Source organism: Azohydromonas lata, assembly GCF_034427735.1.
Lineage (GTDB): Bacteria > Pseudomonadota > Gammaproteobacteria > Burkholderiales > Burkholderiaceae_C > Azohydromonas > Azohydromonas lata.
This window is the reverse complement of sequence record NZ_JAXOJX010000180.1, coordinates 1-1082: the sequence shown is the minus strand read 5'-3', so window position 1 is coordinate 1082 and position 1082 is coordinate 1. Positions and strand designations below refer to the sequence as shown.

Annotated in this window: 2 protein-coding genes; both read left to right on the top strand. The window is 72.4% G+C overall.

Annotation, left to right across the window (positions count from 1 at the left end):
- Positions 1-6 precede the first annotated feature (6 nt).
- Positions 7-153: a helix-turn-helix domain-containing protein gene (locus tag SM757_RS34900; RefSeq protein WP_322468851.1), complete on the top strand. Its 147-nt coding sequence runs from the start codon at positions 7-9 to the stop codon at positions 151-153.
- A gap of 614 nt (positions 154-767) precedes the next feature.
- A partial coding sequence (locus tag SM757_RS34895; RefSeq protein ID WP_322468850.1) for a hypothetical protein occupies positions 768-1082 on the top strand: 315 nt, incomplete at its 3' end.

Sequence of the window (1082 nt, the reverse complement as noted above, 5' to 3'; positions counted from 1 at the left end):
CAGGCGCTGGCGGCGCTGCTGGCCGAGCACCGCGGCAGCCGTGCGGAGCTGGCGCGGCGGCTGGGCATCAGCGAGCGCTCGCTGTACCGCAAGCTGCGGGCGCTGGAGGAGCCGGCACCAACGGCGCTGCCGCCCTCGCCGCCAGCCGACTGACTTCGGCGCGGCGCGCTGGCCGCAAGCCCTGCCCACGAAGCCGCGCGATGCCGCGCGGGCCCAGGGCTGTCCGGGGCAAGTTGGTTTTCGTTGGCAGCCTGTGAGCCCAGGCGCTTCGCACCCCGCTTCGTCATGCCCGCGAAGGCGCACTGCTGTCCAGGGAAAACGTAACCGTGGCGGGCATGCTGCTCAATCAAGCACCACGAGTGCAGGCCGCAAGAAAAAAAGGTCGTCATTCCGGCGAAGGCCGGAATCCACGAGCACCGAGATGTCGCCCCGTTGTGCACCGCAGCGTGCCAACAGGCTTTACACCAGCACCTTGGTGCACGTGGATCCCGGCCTTCGCCGGGATGACGGCGGTTTTTCTTCGGCCTACAGCCCTGTGCGGCGACCGTTACGTTTTCCCCGGACAGCGGCGCACCCCATCCGCATTCCCGGGCGCGCACGGCCGGTACGGCGCAGGCGCGAAGCGGCACGTCCCGCGCGTGACGCCTGTCACGCCCGCGTCACCCGCCAGCCCGCAAGCCGGTCGCGCGCTTGACGCACCGCAATCCCGCGGCCCGCCGCCCTGTCCAAGCTGCCCTGCATCCGACAAGAAGCGAAGGGAGACCGGCATGCCTGCATACAGCGAGCTCCAAGCGGCCCTGGAAGCCGTGTTGCGCCATCCGCGCTGGCGGCTGGCCGATGGCGTGCCCAATGGGCTCGACGCCTGCGCGGCCGAGCTGTTGGGCGGGCTGGACGCCGCCGCGGTGGACGCTGCCGTGCAAGCCGCCGGGGCCGACCCGGCGCGCCGGCGCGGCGCCCTGCGTGCCGAGATCGCTCGCCAGCTGCTGGCCGCGCGCGTGCTGGTGCCGGCTACCGCGCCGGCCGGCGACAACGCGATGCTGGCGCTGATTGCCGGCGGCGCGATGGCGGTGCTGCTGTTGGGC